The organism is Rhodoferax sp. (assembly GCF_028689305.1).
Taxonomy (GTDB): Bacteria; Pseudomonadota; Gammaproteobacteria; order Burkholderiales; family Burkholderiaceae_C; genus Rhodoferax.
Genome location: NZ_JAQTWM010000033.1, coordinates 1 through 25,436 on the forward strand (window position 1 = coordinate 1; position 25,436 = coordinate 25,436).

At 59.2% G+C, this 25,436-nt stretch carries 23 protein-coding genes; 6 read left to right on the plus strand and 17 right to left on the minus strand.

The features are described 5' to 3' along the window. On the plus strand, positions 1-5,586 hold a 5,586-nt coding region (locus PHW99_RS08720), incomplete at its 5' end, for an MG2 domain-containing protein (RefSeq protein WP_300175756.1). Between the two features lie 109 nt (positions 5,587-5,695). Here the strand turns inward: PHW99_RS08720 and PHW99_RS08725 are convergent. Continuing rightward, on the minus strand, positions 5,696-6,319 hold the full coding sequence (locus PHW99_RS08725) for a TetR/AcrR family transcriptional regulator (RefSeq protein WP_300175759.1): 624 nt from the start codon (positions 6,317-6,319) through the stop codon (positions 5,696-5,698). 113 nt (positions 6,320-6,432) lie between these two features. Here PHW99_RS08725 and PHW99_RS08730 point away from each other — a divergent pair, with 113 nt between their 5' ends. Then, a complete protein-coding gene (locus PHW99_RS08730) occupies positions 6,433-6,792 on the plus strand; it encodes a DUF1304 domain-containing protein (protein WP_300175762.1) in 360 nt (119 codons plus the stop codon). Positions 6,793-6,934: 142 nt separating this feature from the next. On the opposite strand, the gene PHW99_RS08735 is transcribed toward PHW99_RS08730, so the two are convergent. Together PHW99_RS08735 and tldD are read right to left on the minus strand one after the other, a co-directional pair. Continuing rightward, the gene (locus tag PHW99_RS08735; protein WP_300175765.1) at positions 6,935-8,071 is read right to left on the minus strand and encodes a 3-deoxy-7-phosphoheptulonate synthase; all 1,137 of its coding nucleotides are present in this window, start codon (positions 8,069-8,071) and stop codon (positions 6,935-6,937) included. 209 nt (positions 8,072-8,280) lie between these two features. Beyond that, complete coding sequence (tldD, locus tag PHW99_RS08740) at positions 8,281-9,741, minus strand: metalloprotease TldD (RefSeq protein ID WP_300175768.1); 1,461 nt, start codon at positions 9,739-9,741, stop codon at positions 8,281-8,283. A 164-nt stretch (positions 9,742-9,905) separates the two neighbouring features. On the opposite strand from tldD, the gene PHW99_RS08745 reads away from it, so the two are divergent. Continuing rightward, positions 9,906-12,494, plus strand: a complete 2,589-nt coding sequence (locus PHW99_RS08745; RefSeq protein ID WP_300175771.1) for an EAL domain-containing protein — start codon at positions 9,906-9,908, stop codon at positions 12,492-12,494. Between the two features lie 6 nt (positions 12,495-12,500). On the opposite strand, the gene rodA is transcribed toward PHW99_RS08745, so the two are convergent. From rodA to tyrS, 3 genes are read right to left on the minus strand one after another with little or no spacing between them, the layout of a single operon-like run. Further along, entirely contained in the window at positions 12,501-13,655 is a 1,155-nt protein-coding gene (gene rodA, locus PHW99_RS08750; RefSeq protein ID WP_300175774.1) for a rod shape-determining protein RodA, read from the minus strand. Between the two features lie 12 nt (positions 13,656-13,667). Next, the gene (gene dtd, locus PHW99_RS08755) at positions 13,668-14,132 is read right to left on the minus strand and encodes a D-aminoacyl-tRNA deacylase (RefSeq protein WP_300175777.1); all 465 of its coding nucleotides are present in this window, start codon (positions 14,130-14,132) and stop codon (positions 13,668-13,670) included. A gap of 40 nt (positions 14,133-14,172) precedes the next feature. Beyond that, complete coding sequence (tyrS, locus tag PHW99_RS08760; protein WP_300175780.1) at positions 14,173-15,417, minus strand: tyrosine--tRNA ligase; 1,245 nt, start codon at positions 15,415-15,417, stop codon at positions 14,173-14,175. Between the two features lie 142 nt (positions 15,418-15,559). Here tyrS and PHW99_RS08765 point away from each other — a divergent pair, with 142 nt between their 5' ends. Then, complete coding sequence (locus PHW99_RS08765; RefSeq protein WP_300175857.1) at positions 15,560-16,927, plus strand: M23 family metallopeptidase; 1,368 nt, start codon at positions 15,560-15,562, stop codon at positions 16,925-16,927. Between the two features lie 44 nt (positions 16,928-16,971). Further along, the gene (locus tag PHW99_RS08770) at positions 16,972-18,108 is read left to right on the plus strand and encodes an anhydro-N-acetylmuramic acid kinase (RefSeq protein WP_300175783.1); all 1,137 of its coding nucleotides are present in this window, start codon (positions 16,972-16,974) and stop codon (positions 18,106-18,108) included. Between the two features lie 61 nt (positions 18,109-18,169). Here PHW99_RS08770 and erpA read toward each other — a convergent pair whose 3' ends face one another. From erpA to rplM, 5 genes are all read right to left on the minus strand, one after another. Then, positions 18,170-18,535 (minus strand): iron-sulfur cluster insertion protein ErpA, encoded by a 366-nt coding sequence (gene erpA / locus PHW99_RS08775; RefSeq protein WP_300175786.1) that lies wholly within the window; start codon positions 18,533-18,535, stop codon positions 18,170-18,172. A gap of 57 nt (positions 18,536-18,592) precedes the next feature. Beyond that, positions 18,593-19,003 (minus strand): polymer-forming cytoskeletal protein, encoded by a 411-nt coding sequence (locus PHW99_RS08780; RefSeq protein WP_300175789.1) that lies wholly within the window; start codon positions 19,001-19,003, stop codon positions 18,593-18,595. A gap of 50 nt (positions 19,004-19,053) precedes the next feature. Then, positions 19,054-19,743 (minus strand): DUF6776 family protein, encoded by a 690-nt coding sequence (locus PHW99_RS08785; protein ID WP_366913241.1) that lies wholly within the window; start codon positions 19,741-19,743, stop codon positions 19,054-19,056. Positions 19,744-19,869: 126 nt separating this feature from the next. After that, positions 19,870-20,262: a 30S ribosomal protein S9 gene (gene rpsI, locus PHW99_RS08790; RefSeq protein WP_300175795.1), complete on the minus strand. Its 393-nt coding sequence runs from the start codon at positions 20,260-20,262 to the stop codon at positions 19,870-19,872. A 9-nt stretch (positions 20,263-20,271) separates the two neighbouring features. Next, on the minus strand, positions 20,272-20,700 hold the full coding sequence (gene rplM / locus PHW99_RS08795; RefSeq protein ID WP_300175798.1) for a 50S ribosomal protein L13: 429 nt from the start codon (positions 20,698-20,700) through the stop codon (positions 20,272-20,274). 195 nt (positions 20,701-20,895) lie between these two features. Between rplM and rlmJ the strand changes: the two genes are divergently transcribed. After that, positions 20,896-21,810 carry a 23S rRNA (adenine(2030)-N(6))-methyltransferase RlmJ gene (gene rlmJ / locus PHW99_RS08800; protein WP_300175801.1) on the plus strand — a complete coding sequence of 305 codons (915 nt, stop codon included), beginning with the start codon at positions 20,896-20,898 and terminating at the stop codon, positions 21,808-21,810. 6 nt (positions 21,811-21,816) lie between these two features. Here the strand turns inward: rlmJ and PHW99_RS08805 are convergent, their stop codons facing one another. The 6 genes from PHW99_RS08805 to PHW99_RS08830 all read right to left on the minus strand — a co-directional run. Beyond that, on the minus strand, positions 21,817-22,443 hold the full coding sequence (locus PHW99_RS08805) for a 2-hydroxychromene-2-carboxylate isomerase (RefSeq protein WP_300175804.1): 627 nt from the start codon (positions 22,441-22,443) through the stop codon (positions 21,817-21,819). Next, complete coding sequence (locus PHW99_RS08810; protein ID WP_300175807.1) at positions 22,440-22,691, minus strand: DUF1289 domain-containing protein; 252 nt, start codon at positions 22,689-22,691, stop codon at positions 22,440-22,442. The genes PHW99_RS08805 and PHW99_RS08810 overlap by 4 nt, the downstream gene beginning before the upstream one ends. After that, on the minus strand, positions 22,688-23,203 hold the full coding sequence (locus PHW99_RS08815) for a YbaK/EbsC family protein (protein ID WP_300175810.1): 516 nt from the start codon (positions 23,201-23,203) through the stop codon (positions 22,688-22,690). Before PHW99_RS08815 ends, PHW99_RS08810 begins: the two co-directional genes overlap by 4 nt. After that, positions 23,203-24,111: a hydroxymethylglutaryl-CoA lyase gene (locus PHW99_RS08820; RefSeq protein WP_300175813.1), complete on the minus strand. Its 909-nt coding sequence runs from the start codon at positions 24,109-24,111 to the stop codon at positions 23,203-23,205. The genes PHW99_RS08815 and PHW99_RS08820 overlap by 1 nt, the downstream gene beginning before the upstream one ends. Before the next feature lie 33 nt (positions 24,112-24,144). Continuing rightward, positions 24,145-25,065 (minus strand): glyoxylate/hydroxypyruvate reductase A, encoded by a 921-nt coding sequence (locus PHW99_RS08825; protein WP_300175816.1) that lies wholly within the window; start codon positions 25,063-25,065, stop codon positions 24,145-24,147. Positions 25,066-25,085: 20 nt separating this feature from the next. Beyond that, a partial coding sequence (locus PHW99_RS08830) for a biotin/lipoyl-containing protein (RefSeq protein ID WP_300175819.1) occupies positions 25,086-25,436 on the minus strand: 351 nt, incomplete at its 5' end.

Consider the following 25,436-nt stretch of genomic DNA (forward strand, 5'->3'; position numbering starts at 1 on the left):
CACCCGTATGAAGGCAACCGCATTGACGAAGAGCAGTTCTTCACCCTGCAACTCAACGGTGCCGCCACCCTGACCAGCGTGCAAGCCAACCTCTGGTGCACCGTCGAAGGCCTGGGCGAACGGGTCGCCGTGCGGCTGATTGAAGGCAAGGAACGCACCGCCCTGCTCAAATCCCAAGGCCTGGACAAAGCCGCCGAAAAAGCCCCCTTGAGCATCGTGACCCTGGCCTGCAACCGCCGCCTGCCACCCTCAGCCAAGGTGCAACTGGTGTATGGCAAAGGCGTGGCCACCCCAGCGGCCCCGGGCGCTGCCGCAGGCATCGCCAATTCGGTGGAGCGGCGTTTCAGCTTCAAGGTACGCGAGCCGTTTGCCGCCAGTTTTTCCTGTGAGCGCGAAAACGCCCAGTCGGCCTGCCTGCCGATCCGCCCGATGCACCTGAGCTTCAACGCGCCGGTGCCGCGCAAGCTGCTCGACGGCATTCGCCTGAACTCTGACAAAGACAGCTTCAAACCGGTGTTTGACGACAACAACGCCGATGCGGACGGCGACAGCGTCACCAGCAGCGTGTCGTTCAAACTGATTCTCCCGGAGCAAACCAGCTTCTCCCTGGTGCTGCCCAAAGACTTCCAGGATGCCTCTGGCCGCACGCTGCGCAACGCCAACAGTTTTCCACTCAAGGTGGCCACCGGCCCGATGCCGCCGCTGGCCAAATTTGCGGCCGCACCCTTCGGCATCGTCGAGCGCCTGGCCGAACCCGATGGCGTGGCCATGCTGCCGGTCACCCTGCGCCATGTCGAAGCCGCCCTGCCCGTTCAGGGGCTGACACCGACAGGGCAGGTCAGTGCGCTCAACCCAACAACCGATGCCGACATCATTGCCTGGTTCAGAAAGGTGCAGCGTTATGACAGTTTCAGCGTACCACGCCAACTGGCCAGCGCCGATGTGCGCGGCCCCCTGCCCAAAATCATCGGCCGGGACGACAAGACCGAGGTACAAAGCCGTATGGTGTCGCTGTTGCAAGGCCAGGCCGGGGTCAAAACGCTGGACTTGCCCAAGCCCGTCAACAACGACCCGCGCCCGTTTGAGGTGGTCGGCATTCCCTTGTCACCGGGTTTTCATGTGGTGGAGATCGCTTCGCAAAAACTTGGCGCCTCACTGCTGGACGGCCGCCACGGCAGCCCACGCACCATGTATGTCCGCACCTCGGCGTTGGTCACCAACCTGGGCGTGCACTTCAAGCTCGGGCGCGAAAACGCCCTGGCCTGGGTCACCACGCTGGACAAGGGCGCCCCGGTGCCCAATGCCCAGGTCCGTGTGTCCGACTGCCGTGGCCGCCAGGTCGCCAGTGGCACCACCAACGCCCAGGGCGTAGCCAGCCTGAGCGGCATCAATCCCGAGCCCCCCAACTGCCATGGCGACGAGGGTTACAGCGACGCCTACTTTGTCAGCGCTCGCGCCGTGCAATCGGGCGTGCAAGACCTGGCCTTCACCTGGAGCGACTGGAACCGCGGCATCGAACCCTGGCGCTTCAACCTGCCCACCAGCCGTGAGGCCCGGCCGGATGAAGTGGCGCACACCATTTTTGACCGCACCTTGTTGCGCGCCGGTGAAACCGTGTCGATGAAACATGTGTTGCGCAGCGAGACCTCGCACGGCTTTGGCCTGCCGGCCCAGACACCCGCCACCCTGGTGGTCACCCATGTCGGCAGTGGCCAGCAATACACCCAACCACTGGTCTGGCGCCAAACCGCTACCGGCGGCCTGAGTGCAGAAAACAGCTTTGCCATCCCACCCGCAGCTAAGCTGGGCACTTATGAAGTCGAGCTGCGTGGCGGTGAGCGCCAGCGCAGTTTTTTCAGTGGTCAGTTCCGGGTCGAGGAGTTCCGCTTGCCGGTACTTGAAGGCCGCATCACCCCGAGCGACAAAAAAGCGCTGGTGAATGCGAAGACGGTGCCGGTGGACGTCCAGGTCAACTACGTTTCAGGTGGCGGTGCCGCCCGGCTTCCGGTGCGGGTGTCGGCACTGGTGCGCGGCAAGTCCCTGAGCTTCAATGATTTTGAGGGCTTCAGCCTTTCCCCCCCCCGTGACCGGAACGACACCAGCACCGAGGGTGAAGAAGAAGCCGCCACCACCCAGGATGCGCAGGTCATCGCCAACAAATTGCCGCTGACACTGGACAAGAATGGCGCGGGCAAGCTGACCATCGACCAACTGCCGGCCAAACGCACGCCGCAAGAACTGCTGCTGGAAGCCAGCTACGCCGACCCCAATGGCGAGGTGCAAACCATCCGCAGCACCCACACCCTGTGGCCCGCTGCCGTGGTGGCCGGTATCAAGACCGAAGGCTGGGTGTCGAGCCGCCAGAAGATCAAGTTCCAGGCGCTGGCGCTGGACCTGACCGGCAAACCACAGGAAGGCGTGGCGCTGGAGGTCAAAGCCACCGCCCGCATCGTCACCACCAGCCGCAAGCGCATGGTGGGCGGCTTCTACACCTACGACAACAAAACCACGCTCAAGGAACTCGGTAGCGTATGCAGCGGCAAGAGCGACTCGCGCGGCCTGCTGCTGTGTGAAACCAGCCTGAACGAAGCCGGAGAAGTCGAACTGGTGGTCACCGCCAAAGACAGCGCGGGCAACAGCATCCAGGCCGCCAGCAGCGTCTACGTCACCAAACAAGGCGAGCTGTGGTTTGGTGGCGAGAACACCGACCGCATCGACCTGCTGCCCGAGAAAAAGAGTTACCAGCCGGGCGAGACCGCCAAGTTCCAGGTGCGCATGCCGTTCCGCTTTGCCACCGCGCTGGTGGCCGTGGAGCGCGAAGGCATCATCGAGACCGAGGTGGTCAAGCTCAACGGCCAAGACCCCACGGTGCAAGTCAAGGTCAAGGACGGCTGGGGCCCCAATGTGTATGTGAGTGTGCTGGCCCTGCGCGGCCGCCTGCGCGAGGTGCCGTGGTACAGCTTCTTCACCTGGGGCTACAAGTCGCCACGCGAGTGGTGGACCTCGTTCTGGTACGAGGGCCGCGAATACGTGGCCCCGACCGCACTGGTGGACTTGAGCAAACCCGCCTTCCGCCTGGGCGTGGCCGAAATCCGCGTCGGCACCCAGGCCCACCAGCTGAACGTGAGCGTCAAGGCCGACAAGGAAAGCTACGCCGTGCGCAGCCAGGCCAAAGTGACGATCAACGTCAAGCTGCCCAACGGCCAGCCCGCCGCGAATGCCGAAGTGGCGCTGGCCGCCGTGGACCAGGCCCTGCTGGAACTGAAGCCCAACACCAGCTGGAACCTGCTCGATGCCATGCTGCAGCGCCGCTCCTGGGGCGTGGAAACGTCCACCGCGCAAATGGAAATCATTGGCCGCCGGCACTATGGCCGCAAGGCCGTGCCGGCAGGCGGCGGCGGTGGCCACAGCGGCGCACGTGAGCTGCTGGACACCCTGCTGCTGTGGAACCCCGCCGTCAAGCTCGATGCCAACGGCAGCGCCACGGTGATGGTGCCGCTCAACGACGCGCTGACCACCTTCAAAATCGTTGCCGTGGCCGATGCCACCACCGGTCTGTTTGGCACCGGGTCGACCAGCATCCGCGCCACGCAAGACCTGCAGATCATCAGCGGCCTGCCACCCTTGGTGCGTGAAGACGACCAGTTCCGCGCCCAGATCACCCTGCGCAACACCACCAAGCAGGCCATGAAGGTGCAAGTCACGCCACGCGCAACGCTATTGAATCTAGAGCAACAGACCGTGGATATACCTGGTCTAGAGGCCAAAGAAGTCTCTTGGATGGTGACCGCCCCGGCGCAGCTGGCGCAAAGCCGGTTTGAGTCGATCTTGTGGGAGATTGAGGCCAAAGACACCGTCAGCGGTGCGCGTGATGCGCTCAAGGCCAGCCAGCGCATCATCCCTGCTGTGCCGCTCACGGTGCAGCAGGCCACGCTGGTGCAGGTGGACAAGGCCTTCACACTGGAGGTGGCTCCGCCTGCCGATGCGCTGCCCGGTCGAGGTGGCCTGAAGCTGTCGCTGCAACCCAAGCTGGCCGAAGGTCTGCCTGGTGTCAAAGACTGGTTTGCCTCCTACCCCTTTGCCTGCCTGGAACAAAAAACCAGCAAGAGCGTGGGCCTGCGCAATGGCAAACTGTGGCAGACCGTGGCTGCGCAAATCCCCAGCTACCTCGACAGCGACGGCCTAGCCAACTACTTCCCACCGCGTGACGGCGAGGCCAACCACGGCAGCGACACCCTCACCGCCTACCTGCTGGCCGCCACCCATGAGGCCGCCGGCATTGACCCCGCTTTTGCGCTGAGCGACGAGGTGCGTGCCCCGATGGAGCGCGGCCTGATCGCCTTTGTGGAAGGCAAGATCCAGCGCAACTTCTGGAGCCCGCACAAGGATTTGGACGTGCGCAAACTCGCCGCCATCGAAGCCCTGTCGCGCTACGGCAAGGCGCAGGGCCGGATGCTGGGGTCCATCACCATCGCGCCCAACCAATGGCCCACCCATGCGGTGATCGACTGGCTGAACATCCTCAAACGTGTGCCAGACGTGCCCGAGCGTGACAAGCGTCTGGCCGAGGCCACCCAAATACTGAAGAGCCGCATCAGCTACCAAGGCACCAAGATGATCTTCAGCAGCGAAAAAGACGACTACTGGTGGTGGCTGATGCAAAACGGCGACGTGAACACCGCCCGCCTGATCCTGGCCGTGCTGGACGACCCGGCCTGGAAAGACGACATGGGCCGCCTGGCCAACGGCTTCATCAGCCGCCAGCAAAACGGCGCCTGGCACACCACCACCGCCAACCTGTGGGGCGGGCTGGCATTGGAAAAATTCAGCGCCAAGTTTGAGGCCGTGCCGGTGGCGGGCAGCACCAAGGCAACCCTGAGCACGGGTTCTGCCGCCGTGGACTGGAGCAAGGTCGAGCGCATCAAAGCCACCGATGCCTCCGGTGCCGCGCACCAGACCACCTGGTTTGGCGCACCCGCCGCTCCAGGCAACCTAAAAAACAACAGCATGTTCCTGCCCTGGCGCAAGGCCCCCGGCAACGAAGGACTCAAAGACAGCCTGAATGTCACCCACCAGGGCAGCGGCAAACCCTGGCTCACATTGCAGTCGGTGGCCGCCATCCAGTTGAAGGAACCATTCAACGCCGGTTACCAGATCAAGAAAACCATCACCCCCGTGGAGCAGGCCAACAAGAGCCTGCCCGCCGGCACCTACACCCGGGGCGACGTGTTACGCATCACGCTGGAGGTGAACGCCAGTGCCGACATGACCTGGGCCGTGATCACCGACCCGGTGCCCGGCGGCGCGACCATTCTGGGCAGCGGCCTGGGCCGCGACAGCGAGATCGCCACCCAGGGCGAGAAGCGCGAAGGCGACAGCTGGGGTGCGTTTGAAGAACGCAGCTTCGAGTCCTTCCGCAGCTACTACGAATACCTGCCTAAAGGCGTGGTCAAGATGGCATACACCATCCGCCTGAACAACGTCGGCGAGTTCTCGCTCCCGCCCTCGCGCGTGGAAGCCATGTACGCGCCGGAGATGTTTGGCGAGGCGCCCAATGCACGGGTGAAGGTGGTGGCAGCGAAATGAAACTGCGCACGGTTTTAACGGTATTCACGTGGGCAGGCCTGAACGCAGTAGCGGGTGCCCCAACCAGAAGGCAGCCATAACGCCTTGTGCGCCACCGCTGTTGCACCCCCTACCCCCGCCGCAGCCCTTCGAACATCGCCACCAGGCAGCGCTTGGCATCTGCCAGCGCAACGCTGATATCGGATTCATCGGCAGGCAGCGAATCCATGGCGCCATAGAGCGCCCCCAAGACAATACGCGCCAGGCGCTCAGGATCGTGGCCCTGCAAGATGCCGCGGGCTTGCAAGCGGTCAATGCTGGCCCGCATCGCCCCCAGGCCCTGGCGCTGGCGAATCTCGCCCCACACTTGCGCCCCCAGCACAGCGGGGGCCTCCACCAGCATCAGGCGGCGCACGGGCGCATTGGCACCGGCTTGCAGCACGGTGTCGATGCTGGCCAGGAAAGCCTCCCACGGTGTGCCACCCTGGCTGATGACAGCGGCCTGCGCGTTGGCGGCCTGCTGCACCAGCTGCGCATCCACCTGTTCCACCACGGCGGCGAACAGGCCTTTTTTGTCACCGTAATGGTGGTACAGCGCCCCCACGGTCACATTGGCATCGGCGCAGATGCTGCCCACCGGGGCTTTTTCATAACCCTGTGCGCTGAACCAGCGCAGCGCGGCCAGTTGCAGTGCCGCCTGGGTGTTGCTGGCGTTTTCCTTGCGGCCGTCGCGCTTGAGGGGGGTGTCTGTCACGGTGAAGGTGTCCGGTTGCTGGACAAAAATTGTAGGCTGGCATCGCCGGTCTTTACAAACATAACATGATTATGTATTCTCTAAACCCTTCCAATCAACCCGAGACCGTTGCCATGTCTATTGCCGCCCAAATCCTGATCGCCCTGGTGTGCCTGATCCACGTCTACATCTTCCTGCTGGAAACCGTGCTGTTCAAAACCCGCGGGGCCAAGGTGTTTGGCATCCCGAAGGCGGAGGTCGAATCGCGGGCGGTGGCCATGTCCAACCAGGGGGTGTACAACGGTTTTCTGGCGGCGGCGGCGCTGCTGGGCCTGGTCTACCCCGACCCGGCGATTGCCAAGGCCTTTGCCACCTTCGGCCTGGGCTGTGTGGCGGTAGCGGGCATCTGGGGTGCAGTGACGGTGATGATCCGCATCCTGTACATCCAGACCGTGCCGGCGCTGCTGGGGTTGGTGGCGCTGTATTGGCTGTGAAGTCAATTGCAGGACGGAATGCTATTATTATGATAGCTTATCAAGCAAATGATACGCGGGCTAGAGGCCATTTAGACTTAAAAACATCAGGAGTGGCGACTGTCCCCGCCCACCACAACAGGGACAGTCTGCCCCCAGCCCCTCAAGCTGCCCGACGCGCCAGCACCGCCTGTGACAACACCTCGAGGCAGGCCACCGAGTCCTCCCAGCCCAGACAGGCATCGGTGATGCTCTGGCCATAAGCCAGCTTGTCGGTTTTGTCCTTGCCCGGGGTGAATTTTTGGGCGCCAGGGTTCAGGTGACTTTCCACCATCACGCCAAACACCTGGCGGGAACCACCGGCAATCTGGGCCGCGATGTCACGTGCCACGTCCAGCTGTTTTTCATGCTGTTTGCTGCTGTTGGCGTGGCTGCAATCGACCATCAGACTTGGTGTCAGTTTCGATTTTTCCAGCTCGGCGCAGGCTGCAGCCACACTGGCGGCGTCGTAATTGGGTGCCTTGCCACCACGCAGAATCACATGGCAATCCTTGTTGCCCTTGGTCTGGACAATGGCGACCTGGCCATTTTTATGAACAGACAAAAAGTGGTGGCCACCCGCTGCGGCGTGAATGGCATCGGTGGCGATCTTGATGTTGCCATCGGTGCCATTCTTGAAACCAATCGGTGCCGACAAGCCGGAAGCCAGCTCACGGTGCACCTGGCTTTCCGTGGTGCGCGCACCAATGGCGCCCCAGGAGATCAGGTCGCCCAAATATTGGGGCGAGATCACGTCCAGAAATTCGCTACCGGCGGGCAGGCCCAGGCGGTTGATTTCGATGAGCAGCTGGCGCGCCATGCGCAGTCCTTCGTCAATGCGAAAGCTCTCATCCAGATAGGGGTCATTGATCAACCCCTTCCAGCCCACCGTGGTACGCGGTTTCTCGAAATACACCCGCATCACGATCTCCAGTGAATCCGCGTATTTTTCACGCTGCGCCTTGAGCTTGTGGGCGTACTCGATGGCCGCCGCCGGGTCGTGAATGGAGCACGGTCCGATGATCACCAGCAGTCGATCATCCTTGCCGACCATGATGTTGTGAATGCTGCGCCGGGTGGCGCTGATCATCCCTTCAACCGCAGAGCCCTTGATTGGGAAGAACCGGATCAGATGTTCGGGAGGGGGTAACACGGTGATGTCCTTGATGCGTTCGTTGTCCGTCTGGCCGGTACGGTCAGTGGCGTTGGCGTTCAAAGACGTGGTCCAGGCATCGTTCTCGGCAGTGGCTTTGGTGGTCATGAGCAGTTCCTTCGTTCGTTGCAATCAAAAAGGCATAAAAAAACCGCCGGGTTGGCCGGCGGTTTTTGAGGAATCAGGACGTTTGGTTTGGGTACGTTCAGAACTCTCTACCGCCGCAGGCGCTTGAGAACCAAAAATAGCCAAAGAAAAAATACACTGACTTCATGGGTTTCAACTGTAGCACAGTCGTTTCACGGCAAACTGACAGCTCAGGCGGTACCACCCACCGTCAAGCCATCCAGACGCAGGGTGGGCTGCCCCACCCCTACCGGCACACTCTGGCCTTCTTTGCCGCAAGTCCCCACACCACTGTCGAGTTTCATGTCGTTGCCAATCATGCTGACACGCTTGAGACATTCCGGCCCGCTGCCTACCAGGGTGGCGCCTTTGACCGGATACTGAATCTTGCCGTTCTCAACCCAATAAGCTTGGCTGGCAGAGAAGACGAACTTGCCCGAGGTGATGTCCACCTGTCCACCACCAAAGTTGGTGGCATACAGACCTTTCTTGATGCTGGCCACAATCTCTTCGGGCGCCTTGTCACCACCGAGCATGTAGGTGTTGGTCATGCGCGGAATCGGCACATGGGCATAACTCTCGCGTCGGCCATTGCCGGTGGGGCTCACGCCCATCAGGCGCGCATTCATCGCGTCCTGGATATACCCCCTGAGAATGCCGTCTTCAATCAGCACATTGCGGCCACTGGGATTGCCTTCGTCGTCCACATTGAGCGAGCCACGGCGGTCGGCAATGGTGCCGTCGTCCAGCACCGTCACGCCTTTGGCAGCCACTCGTTGTCCAATGCGGCCACTGAAGGCGCTCGACCCCTTGCGGTTGAAGTCGCCTTCGAGCCCGTGACCAATGGCTTCATGCAGCAAGATGCCCGGCCAGCCAGGCCCCAGCACCACGGTCATTTCGCCTGCAGGAGCGGGGCGCGCCTCGAGATTGATCAGCGCGGCACTGACCGCTTCGTCCACATACTGGCCAATCAGGGCATCGTCAAAATAGGCAAAACCAAAACGCCCACCGCCACCGGCCGATCCGACTTCACGGCGACCTTTTTGCTCGGCAATCACCGTCACACTCAGACGCACCAGCGGTCGCACATCTGCCGCCAGGGTGCCATCGGCCCGCGCCACCAGTACCACGTCGTACTCGGCAGCCAAACCCGCCATCACTTGCGCAACGCGGGGATCCTTGGCGCGCGCCAGCTTTTCGACCTTTTCCAACAAGTTGACCTTGGCGGTGCTGTCCAGACTGGCAATCGGGTCCAGGCCAGCGTACAAAGAACGCGATGAAGCTATCTTTTTAATAGCAGACTTGACTTTACCTGTCCGGGCTGAGGCCGAAATTGTTCTCACGGTTCGGGCGGCATCCAGCAGCGAGGCCTCCGAGATATCGTCCGAGTAGGCAAAGGCGGTTTTCTCGCCACTCACAGCACGTACGCCCACCCCTTGGTCAATGGAGAATGAACCGGTTTTGACAATACCCTCCTCCAGACTCCAGCCTTCCGAACGGGTGTACTGGAAATACAAGTCAGCTTCATCGACCTGATGCGCCTTGATCTCCGCCAAAGCACGCCCCAGATGAGCCTCATCCAGCCCAAAGGGGGTCAACAACAGTGATCGGGCAATCGCCAGACGCTCAAGGGTAGGTTCACGTGAAATCATGCGCCTGATTCTAGGGCTTGACGTTCAGCCTGCTGGCCGATGCCACGGCTTCACTCACGAAGTTCAATGACATTCAAATACTGGCCCAAATCGCGGAAATAGCGCCATGGATCTCATGGCTACGGAATCGCACGTGGATAATGTGCCAACTTATACATACAGTCATGTCGCGCACCCGTTTCGGATTTGCCAAGCCGCTTCGTCCAACCCTGGTGGCCGGAATGGTTTTTTGCCTCTGCCTGCTGATCAGCAGTGGCATCATCTGGCATCTGGAACGCAACCGTCTGCAGGCCGCGCGCGTCAGCCTGTACAACCAGGCCAGTGACCACGCCACGGCCATTCAAAACAACCTGGATCGGGCGCTGTCCGCCGTTTACGCCCTGGCCACACTGGTACAGCAAAGCCGGGGACATCTTGAAAATTTCAATGAGACGGCCGAAAAAATGCTGCCGTATTACCCCGGTGTGTCCATCCTGATCCTCGCGCCGGGAGGCATCATCAGCCACGCGGTTCCTATTGCTGGCAACGAGAAGGCCATCGGCCTGAATCTGCTTCAGGACCCGGTGATGCAGGCCGAAACACAGTTGGCGCGCAACACCGGCAAACTGACGCTGGCTGGCCCGCTGGCACTGCGACAAGGTGGTCTCGGACTGGTGGCAAGATTGCCGATCTTTCTTGATCGTCCCCAACAGACGCCGGAATTCTGGGGTTTCACCAATGTCGTTTTGCGCTTTCCAGAAGCCCTGGAATCGGCCCGCTTGCCCGAGCTGGCCCGTCGTCATCTTGACTACCGCCTGTGGCGGATCAATCCTGAGACCGGACAGCTCCAGACCATTGCAGAATCTGGTCCGGTAGCCCTGATTGATCCGGTGCGCATCAGCTTCACCGTTCCCAACGGCGCCTGGACACTCAGTGTGGCGCCACGGACAGGCTGGGGCGACCCTGAGGGACTGAGCACAAAAATCGCTGCCGGACTATTGACCTCGTTGATCCTGGCCTATCTGGCCAAGCTCCAGATGCGCCAGCTGGCCTACAAAACCAGTCTCGAAATGCAGGTGGCCGAACGTACGGCCGACATCCGCACCTCACAAATGCAATTGGCAGCCACCCTGGAGGCCATTCCAGACCTGCTGTTCGAGATGGATATCGAAGGGCGTTACATCACCTGCCATGCCCCCAGAACGAGTTTGCTGGTGGAGCCGATCAACACGCTGATAGGCAAGCTGGTCAGTCAGGTCATGCCAGCGCCAGCGGCCCAGACCGTTCTGGAAGCCTTGCAACAGGCCTACCAGTGCGAGATTTCTTATGGCAAACAGCTCAAGCTGACGTTGCCGGATGGCGAACGCTGGTTTGAATTGTCTGTTGCCCGCAAACCCGTCACACCAGGCCAAACCGCCCGCTTCATTGTGATCCTGCACGACGTCACGGCACGCATGCAGGCTGAAAGCCATGTACAACAACTGGCCTACTACGATGCGCTGACCGGCTTGCCCAACCGAAGCCTGCTTAACGAACGCATCCACCAGACGTTGACCGAATCGGCCCGCCGCAAAGAACATTTGAGCCTGATGTTCCTGGATCTGGATCACTTCAAGAACATCAATGACACGCTGGGTCACCGCATTGGTGACCAGATGTTGGTGATCCTGGCCGAACGCATGCAAAAAACCATTCGCGAGCAGGATACCGTGGCCCGGCTTGGGGGGGATGAATTCATTTTTCTGCTGCCTGACACAGGGGTGCGTGGTGCAGCCCGCGTTGCCGAAAAGCTTCTGTACGCCATCAGTCAACCAGTCAGTGTCGCGTCACATGAACTGTGTGTCACCCCCTCCATCGGTATCGCCATTTACCCGGAGGACGGCCAGGATGCCGACAGCCTGTCCCAACACGCTGATGTGGCGATGTATCGGGCCAAAAATGCCGGACGCAACAGCTTTCAGTTTTTTATCAACGACATGCAGGCCGATGCCGCACGCTCCCTGCTGCTGGACAACGAGTTGCGCCGCGCCCTCGAACGTGGCCAATTTCAACTGCATTACCAACCCCAGGTATCGATTCACACCGGCCAGGTGGTTGGCGTCGAGGCCCTGCTGCGTTGGAACCACCCCGAACTGGGGCAGGTCTCACCCGCAGAATTTATCCCGGTAGCGGAGACTAACGGGCAAATTCTCCCGATTGGTGAATGGGTGTTGCGTACCGCCGTGGCACAAGCCAAGAAGTGGCACACCATGGCTTTGCCCGAGATGACCGTCGCCGTCAACCTGTCTGCCGTGCAATTTCGTCAGCCTCATCTGGTGGGGCTGGTCGACACCATCTTGACCAAAGAGGGCGTGCCCGCACATTGGCTGGAACTCGAACTCACCGAAAGTGTGGCGCAGCAGGATCCGGAAAACGCCATGATCATCATGAAGCAATTTCATCGACTCGGCGTCCGTCTGTCGATCGATGATTTTGGAACCGGCTACTCTTCTTTGAGTTATCTCAAGCGTTTTGCGGCCCATCAGCTCAAAATCGATAAATCTTTTGTTTCGGACATCACCCGTGACGCCGACGATCTGACCATCGTTCGCGCCATCATCAGTATGGCCCGTAGCCTCGGTCTCTCTACCATCGCAGAAGGGGTGGAGACCGCAGAGCAGTTGGAACTGCTCCGCCAGGAAGGTTGTGACGAGGTGCAGGGATACCTGTTATGCAAGCCGCTGCCAGCCGACGAACTGGAGGCTTTTCTGCGCAGCCAGCCCGACCATCACTGACACTTTTTACGATTGCACCAGCCGCTTTGACTTGGCAATCGACATCAGGATCCCCAAACCCAGGCCAAGCGTGACCATGGCCGTGCCACCATAGCTGATAAAGGGCAACGGCACTCCCACCACCGGCAGGATGCCGCTGACCATACCCATGTTCACAAACGCATAACTGAAAAAAATCATCGCCATGGCGCCGGCCAGCAGGCGGGCAAACACCGTTGGCGCATCCAGCGCGATGGCCAACGCACGCATCACCAAAAAAACAAATGCTGCCATCAGGAGCAAATTGCCGAACAAGCCAAATTCCTCGGAAAACGCCGCAAAGATAAAGTCGGTGGTGCGCTCCGGGATGAATTCCAGGTGCGTTTGTGTGCCCTGCATGAACCCCTTGCCCCAAAAACCACCAGAGCCAATCGCAATCATGCCCTGAATGATATGAAAACCCTTGCCCAAAGGATCGCGTGACGGGTCCAGCAGCGTACACACACGCTGCTGCTGATAATCATGCAGTAGCGGCCAGCGCACGCCATCCGCACACAACTCAGGTTCAAACACCACCAGCAGCGTGACGCCAACCAGCCCCAACAGCAAGGGGGGGGCGACAAGTTTCCAGCTCAAACCAGCAAAAAAAATCACCGACACCCCTGCGACCAGCACCAACAAAGCCGTGCCCAAGTCCGGCTGTTTCATGATCAACCCGACCGGCACGATCAACAGTGCCCCAGCCACCAGAAAATCAAGCGGGCGCAACTGCCCTTCACGCTTCTGGAACCACCATGCCAGCATCAGCGGCATGGCAATTTTGAGAATTTCGCTGGGTTGAATGATGACCCCCACATTCAGCCAGCGCCGGGCTCCTTTTTTGGTGACACCAAACACCGCCACCGCAATCAACAAGGACACCCCCAACACATAAAGAGGCACCGCCAGAGCCATGAGTCGCTGCGGAGGAATCTGCGCCACGACAAACAGGATGAAGCCGGCAAACAGCATATTGCGGCCATGCGCCTCAAACCGGCTGCCATGGTCATACCCTGACGAATACATGATCAGCAGTCCGGCACATCCCAGCATGAACACCGCAAAGGCCAGTGGTCCATCAAAACCGGCCAGCCAGGGTGACAGACGGCGCAACAGGGAGGGGCGTTCAAAAACCAGTGACATGCGAGGTGATTATCACGCCCCAGCCCTGATCTGCAGCGGGATGGTCACTGGTCCGTCATTGGTCAGATGAACCTGCATGTCGGCACCAAACTGCCCGGTCTGCACCACAGGATGCCGCAGACGCGCCTGCGATACAAAGTATTCGTACAGTCTGCGCCCCTCTGCTGGCGCCGCAGCTGCGCTGAACCCGGGGCGGTTGCCGCCAACGGTGTCTGCCGCCAAGGTGAACTGGCTGACAACCAGCAAGTCGCCCGACATTCCAGCGCCATCCATGTTCTGCACGTTGTGGTTCATTTTGCCGGCAGCATCACTGAAGATGCGTAGTTTCAGTATCTTCGCCAGCATCCGGTCAGCACATTCATCGGTATCCTCCCGCTCGGCGCACAACAATACCAACAACCCACGGCCGATGGCACCCACGACCTGACCATCAATGTCGACGCGGGCTTGACTGACCCTCTGCAGCAAAGCCATCATTCGGAACACCCCTGCCCAAACTGAACCAGGACAGACGTCATCACACCAGCGTGACCCGCGCAAACTTGCGTTTACCGACCTGAAGCACATAGGTGCCCGCACCCAGTTTGAGCCCCTTGTCGCTGACCACACAAGAGTCCACGCGCACCCCCCCACCATCAATGAGACGATTGCCTTCACCACTGGATGCAGCCAGACCCGCGGATTTCAGCAGCGCACCAATACCCCAAGCGGCGCCCCCATCACCCAACGGCAAACTGAGTTCGGGAATTTCATCCGGGATGCCACCCTTGCTCCGGTTGACGAAGTCCTGCTCGGCAGCATCAGCCGCTGCGGCGTTATGAAAACGGGTGGTAATTTCCTTGGCCAACGCCACCTTGGCGTCCTTCGGGTTGCGTCCACCGGCCACTTCTGCCTTTAAGGCCATGATGTCGGTTTCAGACCGAAAGGACAACAAGGTATACCAACGCCACATCAGCACATCAGAAATACTGAGTATCTTGGCGAACATGGTGTTGGCGTCTTCGCTGATGCCAATGTAGTTGTTTTTGCTTTTTGACATTTTCTCAATGCCATCAAGCCCTTCCAGCAAGGGCATGGTCAAGATGCATTGAGGCTCTTGCCCATACTCCTGCTGCAAATGCCGACCCATCAACAAGTTGAACTTCTGATCGGTCCCGCCCAGCTCCAAATCAGACTTGAGTGCCACCGAGTCATAGCCCTGCATCAGTGGATATAAAAACTCATGGACACTGATGGGCGTACCTGCAGTGAAGCGATCGTGAAAATCATTACGCTCCATCATGCGCGCAACCGTATAACGAGAGGCCAGTTGAATCATGCCAGTAGCACCCAGCGGCTCACACCACTCGCTGTTGTACCGGATTTCGGTCTTGGCTGGGTCAAGCACCAAACTCGCCTGACGGTAATAGGTTTCAGCGTTGAGCTTGATCTGTTCTGGCGTCAGCGGTGGACGAGTGGTATTGCGCCCCGATGGGTCACCAATCAGGCTGGTGAAATCGCCAATCAGAAAAATAACCTGGTGCCCCAGATCCTGCAATTGCCGCAACTTGTTCAAGACCACCGTGTGGCCAATGTGAATGTCGGGGGCCGTGGGATCCAAGCCAAGTTTGATGCGCAACGGTGTACCGGTGGTTTCGGAACGGACCAGCTTTTTCACCCAATCCTCCTGTGGAATCAGTTCCTCACAGCCGCGCAGAGTGGCGGCCAAAGCCTCTCGAACGCGATCAGTTACAAAATTCTCAGCGGCTTTAACATGTGTCATAAGGGTTTTTCTGGATGCATCCGGCGGGGACGGGTTTATACTCGAAAGCTGTTTTCTGGCATGATTTTAAGTGTGTGTTTCTGCTTCAATTGATGACTTTTGTTGCACTAAGACAACACATCATTGAGAGGATTTTCTTTTGATCAATACAGCCCTCCATCACGGCAAAGCCTTGCTAACCCTCTCTGCCCATTCGCTCGCCAAGCACCCGAAACAGCTGACGGCAGCCATTGCGGCGGTATTCTTGGGTGCCGGTGGTGGCGCATGGGCATTGGCATCTCTGGGGCCAGATATTTCACAACTTCCGGTGCAGCAAGTGGTGCAGGTCGTGCAACCACAAGTTCCAGCGGTGGCATTGGAACTTCCGGCACTCACTCAAAACCTGTACCGCTCTGATGTGACCCGCAGCACAGACACTGCCGATATTTTGCTCACGCGTATGGGCGTGGACGACCCACAAGCCGCCCAATTCCTGCGTAACGACCCGCTGACCCGGCAATGGCTACTCGGGCGCAGTGGACGCAATGTCACCGTCGAGACGCAGGACGCCCAACGCCTCAGCAAATTGAGCGCCCGCTGGAGCCCCGATGACAGCGGTCAGTTCAAGCGCCTGGTGGTTGAACGTCAGCTGCAGGGTTTTACGTCACGTCTCGAAACGGCACCACTGCAGGCTGCATCCAGACTGGCCAGCGGCACAATTCACTCTTCACTTTTTGCCGCTACCGACGAAGCCGGATTGCCCGACAGTATCGCCATCCAGTTAGCCGAAATCTTTTCAGGCGATATTGATTTCCGCCGCGCCTTGCGTAAGGATGACCGTTTTAACGTGGTGTATGAAGTGCTGGAAGGGGATGGGGAACCCCTGCGCACCGGCCGCGTGCTGAGCGCTGAGTTTGTCAACGCCGGTAAGACCTTTCAAGCCATGTGGTTCCAGCCTGCAAGCAGTGAGGCCTCTAACTTGGCCAACAAGGGGGGCTATTACAACCTGGATGGGCAGAGCCTGCGTCGCGCTTTCCTGAGTTCACCTGTTCAGTTTTCACGTGTCAGTAGCGGTTTTGCCATGCGTTTTCACCCCATCTTGCAGAAATGGCGGGCTCACCTGGGAACAGACTTTGCTGCCAATACCGGCACACCCGCTCGCACGGTGGGTGATGGTGTCGTCACGTTTGCAGGCCAGCAAACCGGCTTTGGCAACGTGGTGTTCATCAAACATCGGAACAACACCGAAACGGTCTATGCACACTTGAGCAAAATTTTGGTAAAGCGCGGCGAAAGCGTCAGCCAGGGAGCCTCTATCGGATTGGTTGGCGCCACCGGCTGGGCCACGGGACCTCACCTGCACTTTGAAGTCCGCGTCAATGGTGTTCAGCAAGACCCAATGGCACTTGCACAAAAAAGTGAGACTGTTCCCGTTCCTGCCGCCGCCATTCCACTGTTCAAACAACTGGCCAGCAGCGTCAGAAGCGAACTACAGGCTGCCGCCAGCATCCAGCAGACCCAATTCGAATAGCTGCAGCTGCTGCTCTGCTGAGTACTTGACTGGCTTGTCACGTCATGCAGCCCTACTATATTGGACTGATGTCAGGCACATCCCTGGATGGTGTTGACGGGGTGCTTGCCGATTTTTCCGGCAAGCCATTGCGGATTCTGGCCAGCGCATCTGCCACTTTTGATGCTGATTTCCGTGCCGAATTGCTGGCGCTTAACACCCCATCACACAACGAGTTGCACCGTGCTGCGCGAGCCGGCAACAAAATTGCGGTCACCTACGCCGCGGTCGTTACTCAACTCCTCAAACAAGCTTCCCAACAAGGCATTCGCGCGGCCGATGTCCATGCCATTGGCGCCCATGGCCAAACCGTGCGGCATCAGCCACAACGCATTGCACCAACGGCTGATGGTATTGGCTACACCCTTCAACTGATCAATCCATCGCTGCTGGCAGAGCTCACTGGCATTGATGTGGTGGCAGACTTGCGCAGTCGTGATATCGCTGCTGGTGGACAAGGCGCCCCGTTGGTGCCCGCGTTTCATTTCCATGTTTTTGGCCAGAATGAGACCATGGTCGCCGTGCTGAATCTGGGTGGTATTGCCAACCTGAGTGTGCTGCCAGCCAGCCCGAACGCACCTGTACTGGGTTTTGACTGTGGCCCAGGCAATGCCCTGATGGACGCTTGGTGCTTACGCCATACGGGCCAACCGTTCGATGCTGGTGGTACTTGGGCGGCATCCGGTCAATGCCTGCCAGACCTGCTGCTGCAACTGCGCTCCGACCCCTATTTTGAACAGATCCCCCCGAAAAGTACGGGACGCGACCTCTTTAGCCTCTCGTGGCTGGAGGACAAGCTCCGTGGTTTTCCGGCCGTAGCGCCACAAGACATTCAAAATACCTTGACTGAATTGACCGCAAGTGTGTGCATAGATTGCGTCAACCATTACGCCAAAGAGAGCAAGCTATTGATCGTGTGTGGTGGCGGAGCCTTCAATCATTACCTGATCCAGCGCCTGCAAGCTGGGTTGCCAGGCTTGCGGGTTGACAGTTCGGCGCAGCACGGCTTACCACCGCTGCAAGTGGAAGCTGCCGCATTTGCCTGGTTGGCGCGGCAAACCCTCACACGTCAATCAGGCAACCTGCCCAGCGTCACAGGCGCCAGCGGGCCACGTATTCTGGGTGCCATTTACCCAGCCTGACGGCTTGAAAAGCCAGACAGCAAAAGCCGCCGGATCCAGCGGCTTTTTTGTGAGCGGCAGGTTAGGCCGAAAAGCTGGAGCCGCAACCACAGGTGGTGGTGGCATTGGGGTTCTTGATGACGAACTGCGCGCCTTGCAGGTCTTCCTTGTAATCAATCTCGGCACCAACCAGATATTGATAACTCATGGCATCAATGAGCAAGGACACGCCATTCTTGGTCATGGTCGTGTCATCGTCGTTGACGATCTCGTCAAAGGTGAATCCGTACTGAAACCCCGAGCACCCGCCGCCTTGCACAAAAACACGCAGCTTCAGATCGGGATTACCCTCTTCTGCAATCAAATCAGCTACCTTGGCCGCAGCACTATCAGTAAACAGGATAGGGGCTGGCATCTCGGTCTGAATATTTTCTGCAACTGCGCTCATGCAAATCTCCAGTAAATTGAATGCCAGAATACTACAACAAATTGGTCGGGAATGACGTCACTGGTTATTCGCCGCCAGTTTGAGTGTGGGCTTTTCCTCCAACAGCGCGCCCTCACCGACCAAGATCGGGCACAGTCGGCCTGCGACAATCGCACCTTGATGCATTTCAAGTGCTTGGTACGTCACATCCCCGGTAATCCGGGCCTTCGGTTGCAGCTCAAGCATGGCACGTGCCAACACGGGACCCTCCACCCGGCCATTGATGATGATGTGGTCAGCCTGCACCTCGCCTTTGACCACGGCTGACTCCGAAATCACCAGAATGCTGGGATGGTCGGTACTCCCAACGATATTACCGGTGAGTCCACCATCGACACGCAATCCATCTGAAAAAACGAAATTCCCATCAATCTGACAACCGTGAGCAATCAGACTTTTAATGGGTGGCTGCTTTTTCCTGTTGAACATAAAAATCACCTTTCTCAATCAAAGTCCGGCACCCGGCCGGGGAATACCACTCACGATAACTTGACGGTCTGCGTCGCTTTCACCACCTGCCCCTGCAAAACCTTCGCCGTGATACTCTTGACGAGCACCTGCGCGGGTGGCCGAAAAACGCCTTCGATCCGCCCATATTGTTTGACCTTGATGGTCAAAGCCCCCCCAGGTGGACCACCGGTCCAGGACTTGCCATTGGTCAGCCCCGCCAGCGTCAGCTCAAGTTGCCCCTCAAACTCCGGTGGATTTTTCGCTGCCTGCATCACCAACACTTGCCACTTGATTTCGCCCGACGGCAACACGTCTGCCTGCAATCCGCGTATCGCCAGCGTACCCGCATTGGCTCCCGCGGCAGGAATCAATTGTTCAAAAAATCCCAAATCGTCTTTCAGGCGTTGATTGTCCGCCTGTAACTGGCGGTTCATATCCACCAGCTTCTCCTGGGCCACCTTTTCGGCCGTCAAGACCGTATCGGCGGTATGCGCCACGGATTGCGCCTTGTTGCGCTCTGCTGTCAACGTTTCGATCTGGGCACGCAGGGTGTCATTCTCGAAACGCATTTGCTGCAACTGTTCCTTGGCCCCCCGGTCCAGTCCGGCAATCTCTTTGCCAAACTCAAACGCCCACAAGGCAATCGCGGCACAAAACCCCGCCACAATGGCCAACATGGCCCAGCGAAACGGCCAAGGCAAGGCGCTGCGCACAGCCATACGAGGTGCACTGACTGTCAGACGGCGAAGCAATAGACGAAGACGCATCAGCAATCACACCAAACAAAAATGCAAACAGCCGCCAGAACCTGCATTCGGGCGGCTGTTTGACATGTCGCGAGGCTTTTAACGCTTGCTGAACTGCTTGCGACGGCGAGCACCGTGCAAACCAACCTTCTTACGTTCCACTTCGCGGGCATCGCGGGTCACGAAACCGGCTTTGCTCAACTCGGACTTGAGTGTTGCGTCATAGTCGATCAGGGCACGGGTAATCCCGTGGCGCACTGCACCGGCTTGACCAGACTCGCCACCGCCAGCCACATTGACCATGATGTCAAACGTTTCGACATGGTTGGTCAGCACCAGAGGTTGCTTGCAGATCATGATCGAGGTTTCACGGCCAAAAAACTTTTGAATGTCCTTGCCGTTGACAACGATTTGACCAGAGCCTTTTTTCAGGAATACGCGGGCAACGCTGGATTTGCGACGGCCGGTACCATTGTTCCATTCACCAATCATGTGAGCTCCTTAGATTTCCAACACTTTGGGTTGCTGGGCAGTGTGCGGGTGCTCTGCACCACCATACACCTTGAGCTTCTTGATCATGGCGTAACCCAGAGGGCCTTTGGGCAACATCCCCTTGACGGCTTTTTCCAAAGCGCGGCCAGGAAATTTGGCTTGCATGTCGCGGAAGTTGGTGGAGCTGATGCCACCGGGAAAACCGGAGTGGCTGTAATACACCTTGTCCAGAGACTTGGCACCGGTCACACGCAGCCGGGCTGCATTGGTGACGATGATGAAGTCACCGGTATCGACGTGAGGCGTGTAAATGGCCTTGTGTTTGCCGCGCAAACGGAGAGCAACTTCGCTGGCTACTCGTCCGAGGACCTTGTCGGTCGCGTCAATCACAAACCACTCGTGCACGACCTCAGCGGGTTTTGCGCTGAAAGTTGACATGAGATTTCTCTTTTCTAGAGGGTTTGCTGGGCTCTTTTCCACGGTCGGCGTTCCTCTGATGGGAATCTCTTAGGTGGTGAATCCTTCGGTACGCCTTTGTTGGGACGATACCGAAACACTTCGCCGCGGAGCCACAAAATCGCTGCGAAGCCGGGCATTATACAAATTTCCCGAGCAAGCGGGTAACATCGACCCATGTTCAGTTATCGCCATGCCTTTCATGCCGGCAACCATGCCGATGTCCTCAAACACACGGTCTTGCTCGCTGTGCTACGCCACATGACCCAAAAAGACACGGCGCTGCATGTGTTTGACACCCATGCGGGCGCTGGTCTGTACCGGCTTGACGGCGACTATGCGCAAACCAGCGGTGAGGCCGCCGATGGCTACCTGAAACTCATCTCCTCACCCCCTGAAGAAGCGGTCAACCCCAAGGAAAACAAGGCGCCAGCCTTGCAGGACTATCTGGACACCGTGGCCAGCTTCAACAAACCCGGCAGCCACAAGGTGTATCCTGGCTCACCTTTTCTCATTCACCACTTGCTGCAAGCGCGCGACCGGGACCGCCTCAAACTGTTTGAACTGCACCCCACCGATGCCAAAACGCTGGCTGGCAACATCGCCCAGCTCAACGCCGGACGAATGGTCAGTGTGCTGCAGGAAGACGGCTTCGAAGGTTTGAAGAAGTTCCTGCCCCCCCCTTCGCGCCGTGCACTCGTGTTATGCGACCCCAGCTACGAAATCAAGAGTGATTACACCCGGGTGGTCGCCATGATGACCGACGCCCTCAAACGTTTTGCCACCGGCACCTACCTGGTGTGGTACCCGATCATTCCGCGTCCCGAAGCGCATGAGCTGCCACGCAAGCTCAAGACTCTGGCCAATCGCGAAGGTCGACCCTGGCTCAACGCCACATTGACCGTCAAATCCAGCAAACTCAGCACCGATAAAGAAGGCGAAGTGGTGCGCCCCGGCCTGCCCGCCAGCGGCATGTTTGTCATCAATCCGCCCCACACACTCAAGACCTCCCTGACCGTCGCACTGCGCCAGGCGGCCACGTGTCTGGCGCAGGACAAACACAAGGCCTTTGAGGTCGAAACCGGCGGTTAAAAACCGCTAGCGATAGGTTCGCACCTGCGCCGGTGCCGCCCAGGCAGCGGCCAACCACGGGTCGTCCGCCAGATGAGCCTGCAACATCGGCAGCGCATCGAGGCCCCAGAACAATCGGCCATCCACCTCAAAAGTCGGCACACCAAACACACCACGGGCAATCGCCTCTTCGGTGTTGGTCTTGAGCCGGTTTTTGACCTCGTCACTGGCGGGATCACGTTCGGGTGCCAACTGATCGGCCAAAAACTGCAGGCGCTGGGCGTCGGCGGCATCCTGACCACCCTGCCAGACATGGCGGAACACCGTCTCCGTCACATAACGGTTTGGCTCACCGTTGGCGCTACATGCGATGGCCAGCCGCAACAAGCTCAACGGGTTGAACGGATGCTGCGCTGGTAACTGCAGGTCCACCCCATGCTGGTGCGCCAGCCACAACACCTGCCGATAGGTCCACTCGCGTTTACCGGGAATTTCAGCAGGCCCCAATTGACCGTGGTGCTTGAGCAGGCCGGCAAACAAAATCGGTTTGTAGCAAACGTTGTAACTGAGGCCCATCAGGGCCGCAGGCAGTTTTTCAAACGCCAGATAAGCGTAGGGCGAGATGAAGTCCAGGTAAAAGGCAATGTGTTTCATGCCGTCAAACGCGCCAGACGCGCTTCAATGACACACCAGACACCACGCTTGAACGCGTCATCCGCATTGCCCCAGGCACGGATCTCATCGATCGTACGCAGGCACCCCTGGCACAAGCCGCTGGCCTCATCCATTTGGCACACCGACATGCAGGGCGAAGGCACAGTGTGCGAAAAACTTTGCTCACTTTCCCTCAAGGAGCGGGCCGTTGCAGCGACAAATTTCATCGCCTTTTCGTTCAGGTTCAAGGGACCTCCTGCGCAGCAATGTCCACCACCGGCGCACCGGTCAGATGCACCAGGTCATCTGGATGCAACCGGAACACACCGTGCGGATGGCCAGCGGCGGCCCAGATTTCGTCAAACCGCAACAAATCGCGATCAATCAGCGTCACCGGGGCCACCACATGACCGACCGGCGACACCCCGCCAATCGAAAACCCAGTGGCCGCCTTGACAAAGTCGGCATCAGCCCGTCCAAGCTTCTGACCGTCGGCGCACACCAGCGCCTGCACCTTTTTCTCGTCCACCCGCCTGTCACCCGAAGTGATCACCAACACCGCAGCAGCATCAGGCTTGCGCTTGAAGATGATGCTTTTGGCAATCTGCCCCAGGCCAATGCCCAAGGCATCAGCCGCCTGCTGCGCGGTACGCGCCGCGTCATCCAGCATCACCGGGGCGTGCGGATGCCCCTTGTCGCGCAGCACCTGTGCCACCCGCCGCACACCGTCGGGCAAGGGTTTGAGCTCAGCACCGCACATCAGCCTTGCCTCCGGGTCCACAGCGCCTTGCCAGCGCGCGAGTTGGTCGGGCGCCCCAGAAAATCGCTGATGAACTGGCCCGCATCAATCAGCTTGTCCAGGTCAATACCCGTGTCAATGCCCATGCCGTGCAACATGTAAACCACGTCCTCCGAGGCCACATTGCCGGTTGCACCCTTGGCATAGGGGCAGCCCCCCAGCCCGGCAACCGAGGTGTCAAACTGCCACACCCCCATTTGCAGGCAGATCAGCGTATTGGCCAATGCCTGCCCGTAGGTGTCGTGAAAATGGCCGGAAACATCATTGATGTCGTAATGCCTGAGCGTCGCCTCCACCGCCCGCTGCACTTTCAGCGGCGTGCCCACCCCAATGGTGTCGGCCACCCCCACATGCTGCACACCAATGCCTTTCATCAGCCCGGCCAGATAAGCCACCCGTTCGGGGGCGATGTCCCCCTCGTAGGGGCAACCCACGGTACAACTCATGGCGCCGCGCACAAAAATGCCCGCCGCGCGGGCCGCAGCCACCACCGGCGCAAACCGCTCAATACTCTCCGCGATGCTGCAATTGATGTTTTTCTGGCTGAACGCCTCACTGGCAGCCGCAAACACCACAATTTCGTCGGGTCTGGACAAGAGCGCCGCCTCGAACCCCTTGAGGTTGGGCGTCAGTACCGAATAACGCACACCAGGCTGGCGGCTGATGCCCGCCATCACCTCGGCGTTGTCACCCATTTGCGGCACCCATTTGGGGCTGACAAAGCTGGTGACCTCGATTTCTTTCAGGCCAGCCGCCTGCAGGCGGTGCACCAGCTCAATCTTGACTGCGGCGGGCACGGTCTGCTTTTCGTTCTGCAGGCCGTCGCGCGGCCCCACTTCAACCAGTTTGACGTGAGAGGGAAGGCTCATGGGGGATTCCTGTTCAAGAGGGAGGTCAACGAATCAATAACCGCGAGCCACATCCACCACACCGGCAATGGGCTCGCCACATTCCAAAGCCGCAATTTTGCGGGCAATCTGCGCAATGCTTTCGCTGCGCAGGGTCCGCGCCGAGGTGTGGGGAGTCACGATGACCTTGGGATGCGTCCAATAGGGATGTCCCTTGGGCAGTGGCTCTACCCGAAACACATCCAGCGTCGCACCAGCCAGCTGGCCGCTGTCCAGCGCCGCCAACAAATCGGCGTCCACCACATGGGCGCCGCGCGCCACATTGATGACATAACCGCCGGGGCGCAACCGCGCCAGACGCTGGGCGTTGAGCAGATTTTCGGTATCCGGCGTCAGCGGCAACAGGCACACCACGATCCGGGTCGCGGCCAAAAAGGTGTCAAGCTTGTCGGCGCCGTGAAAGCAGCGCACCCCGGCAATGGTTTTGGCCGACTGGCTCCAGCCATTGACCGGAAAATCAAACTGCGCCACGGCGCGTGCCACACGCTCACCCAACACGCCCAACCCCAACACCCCGACCGGAAAGTCAATCCGGCTGCGCGGCTTGCGAAACGACCATTTGCCGCCACGCGTATCCGCTTCATAAGCATCGAACTCGCGAAAGTGGCGAATCACGGCATGGCACACATATTCGGCCATTTGCACCGACATGCCCGCATCGTCCAGACGAATCACCGGCACGCTGACAGGCAGCTTGAGTTTGAGCAGCGCATCCACGCCAGCGCCGGTGTTGAACAAGGCCTTGAGTTGGGTCTGTTCGTCCAGAAGTTGCTGCGGTGGCTTCCAGACCACGGCATAGTCGGCAGCGGGAGCCCCAGGCTCCCAGAGTGATACATCGGCGTTCGGCAAAGCCGCCTGCAAACCGGGAATCCAGGCGGCGGCGTCCTGGTCGGCACTGAAATAAACAACTCGCATGGGCGAATTTTCGCTGGAATTCAGGCATCAGCCTCCAGACGCAGCAGTTCGGCCCCTTCCACCACCTGGTCACCTGGCGCATACAGCAACTCGGCCACCACGCCATCGGCCGGCGCGGCGATGGTGTGCTCCATCTTCATGGCATCCATCACGGCCAGCGGCTGGCCTTTCTTGACCACGTCTCCAGCCTGCACGGCAAACGACACCACCTTGCCGGGCATGGGCGCGGTCAGGCGACCACCTTCGGCGTGCACTTCACCAGCATGCGCCAGCAAATCAATTGCTATGATTTGTGTAGCTCCTTGGGCAGTGTAGATGTGGGCTACCTCACCTTTTCGATACACATTCACCAGCGTGCGCTGGCCGGCAAA

What these genes read in the sequence shown, in the direction of transcription:
- PHW99_RS08730 (WP_300175762.1), top strand. Translation starts at nt 6,433, where the DNA reads ATGTCTATTGCCGCCCAAATCCTGATCGCCCTGGTGTGCCTGATCCAC.
- PHW99_RS08735 (WP_300175765.1), bottom strand. Translation starts at nt 8,071, where the DNA reads ATGACCACCAAAGCCACTGCCGAGAACGATGCCTGGACCACGTCTTTG.
- tldD (WP_300175768.1), bottom strand. Translation starts at nt 9,741, where the DNA reads ATGATTTCACGTGAACCTACCCTTGAGCGTCTGGCGATTGCCCGATCA.
- PHW99_RS08745 (WP_300175771.1), top strand. Translation starts at nt 9,906, where the DNA reads ATGTCGCGCACCCGTTTCGGATTTGCCAAGCCGCTTCGTCCAACCCTG.
- rodA (WP_300175774.1), bottom strand. Translation starts at nt 13,655, where the DNA reads ATGTCACTGGTTTTTGAACGCCCCTCCCTGTTGCGCCGTCTGTCACCC.
- dtd (WP_300175777.1), bottom strand. Translation starts at nt 14,132, where the DNA reads ATGATGGCTTTGCTGCAGAGGGTCAGTCAAGCCCGCGTCGACATTGAT.
- tyrS (WP_300175780.1), bottom strand. Translation starts at nt 15,417, where the DNA reads ATGACACATGTTAAAGCCGCTGAGAATTTTGTAACTGATCGCGTTCGA.
- PHW99_RS08770 (WP_300175783.1), top strand. Translation starts at nt 16,972, where the DNA reads ATGCAGCCCTACTATATTGGACTGATGTCAGGCACATCCCTGGATGGT.
- erpA (WP_300175786.1), bottom strand. Translation starts at nt 18,535, where the DNA reads ATGAGCGCAGTTGCAGAAAATATTCAGACCGAGATGCCAGCCCCTATC.
- PHW99_RS08780 (WP_300175789.1), bottom strand. Translation starts at nt 19,003, where the DNA reads ATGTTCAACAGGAAAAAGCAGCCACCCATTAAAAGTCTGATTGCTCAC.
- PHW99_RS08785 (WP_366913241.1), bottom strand. Translation starts at nt 19,743, where the DNA reads ATGGCTGTGCGCAGCGCCTTGCCTTGGCCGTTTCGCTGGGCCATGTTG.
- rpsI (WP_300175795.1), bottom strand. Translation starts at nt 20,262, where the DNA reads ATGATTGGTGAATGGAACAATGGTACCGGCCGTCGCAAATCCAGCGTT.
- rplM (WP_300175798.1), bottom strand. Translation starts at nt 20,700, where the DNA reads ATGTCAACTTTCAGCGCAAAACCCGCTGAGGTCGTGCACGAGTGGTTT.
- rlmJ (WP_300175801.1), top strand. Translation starts at nt 20,896, where the DNA reads ATGTTCAGTTATCGCCATGCCTTTCATGCCGGCAACCATGCCGATGTC.
- PHW99_RS08805 (WP_300175804.1), bottom strand. Translation starts at nt 22,443, where the DNA reads ATGAAACACATTGCCTTTTACCTGGACTTCATCTCGCCCTACGCTTAT.
- PHW99_RS08815 (WP_300175810.1), bottom strand. Translation starts at nt 23,203, where the DNA reads ATGTGCGGTGCTGAGCTCAAACCCTTGCCCGACGGTGTGCGGCGGGTG.
- PHW99_RS08820 (WP_300175813.1), bottom strand. Translation starts at nt 24,111, where the DNA reads ATGAGCCTTCCCTCTCACGTCAAACTGGTTGAAGTGGGGCCGCGCGAC.
- PHW99_RS08825 (WP_300175816.1), bottom strand. Translation starts at nt 25,065, where the DNA reads ATGCGAGTTGTTTATTTCAGTGCCGACCAGGACGCCGCCGCCTGGATT.